Origin of the sequence: Corallococcus sp. RDP092CA (assembly GCF_041903675.1) — a bacterium.
GTDB lineage: Bacteria > Myxococcota > Myxococcia > Myxococcales > Myxococcaceae > Corallococcus.
The window spans coordinates 1-1,284 of record NZ_JAYESI010000092.1; the positions used below are offsets into that span (position 1 = coordinate 1).

At 64.0% G+C, this 1,284-nt stretch carries 1 protein-coding gene; it reads left to right on the plus strand.

Annotation, left to right across the window (positions count from 1 at the left end; all coding sequences use genetic code 11):
* The first annotated feature begins 115 nt into the window (after positions 1-115).
* Entirely contained in the window at positions 116-1,267 is a 1,152-nt protein-coding gene (locus U8525_RS34290; protein ID WP_374270947.1) for an IS4 family transposase, read from the plus strand.
* Positions 1,268-1,284: the final 17 nt, after the last annotated feature.

The window sequence follows — 1,284 nt, forward strand, 5'->3', positions numbered from 1 at the left end:
CCTGAGGGATCCCCTCATCGCAGCATGAGGAGGGTTGATCATCCGTAGCGCTGCTGCTGTTGGAGAAGCCGAGGAGCCAGTTGAAGTGAGGGGCCATGACGAGGACGGTGCGCGGATGCGCGAGCATCCATTGAGCCCGGAAGTCGTCGAGGAGTTCGTGAGGTCCGTCGTCAACGAGGACCTCCATGCCAGGCGAGTGTTATCGCTGGCGAATGCGACGCTGGGGGTCATTCACGCGGCCTCGCTGGCGGTGGCCACGGTAGGCCGTGCGCTGGCGCAGGCCCGAGGACTGGAGCCGAAGCACGCCATCAAGCAGGTGGACCGGTTGCTCTCCAATACCGGGGTGAACGTCTGGGAACTCTTCGCCTCGTGGGTACCGATGGTGCTCGCACAGCGCACAGAGGCGGTGGTGGCGCTGGACTGGACGGACTTCGAGCCCGACGACCACAGCACGGTGTGCCTCTACCTGCTGACGAAGCACGGACGCGCCACCCCGCTCCTGTGGCACACGGCCCTCAAGAGTGGCCTGGCCGGGAATCGAAACGAGGCGGAGGACCTGGTGCTGCGCCGGCTTCGCGAGGTGCTGCCAGAGGGAGTCAAGGTGACGGTGGTGGCTGACCGCGGCTTTGGGGATGTCGAGTTGTACGAGTTGCTGAAGGCGGAACTGGGCTTCGATTTCGTCATCCGCTTCCGCGAGTGTATCCACGTCGAGGATGAGAAGGGCGTCGTGCGGAGCGCTGCCGAGTGGGTCCCCCGGAGTGGACGCGCGACGGCTTTGAGGAACGCGACAGTCACAGGCCGGCGCTACAGACTCGCGGCCGTCGTGGTGGTGAAGGCACTTGGGATGAAGGATGCCTGGTGCCTGGCCACGAGTCTTGCAGCCAGCGCCGCGGAAGTGGTGAAACTTTACGGTCGGCGCTTCTCGATTGAGGAGAGCTTCCGCGATACGAAGGACTGGAGATTCGGCATGGGCCTTTCCTCCGCTCGTCTGAAGGACCCGGACCGGCGCGACCGGTTGCTGCTGGTGAGCGCGATGGCCGTGGCGCTGCTCACCCTGCTCGGTGCGGCCGCGGAGGACACCGGCTTGGACAGGACGCTCAAGGCGAACACCGTAGCCAGACGCACCCACTCGCTCTTCAACCAGGGGCTGTATTTCTACGGCGCGCTGCCGATGATGAAAGGCCATCAATTTGAGCCTCTCATGAGGCGTTTCGGCGAACTCGTCCTTGAGCAGATGTTCTTCCGCGAGGTCTACGCCGTCCTATAAACAAGGGGATGCATCAG

Coding starts and splice junctions, on each gene's coding strand:
- U8525_RS34290 (WP_374270947.1), top strand. CDS start 116: ATGCGCGAGCATCCATTGAGCCCGGAAGTCGTCGAGGAGTTCGTGAGG.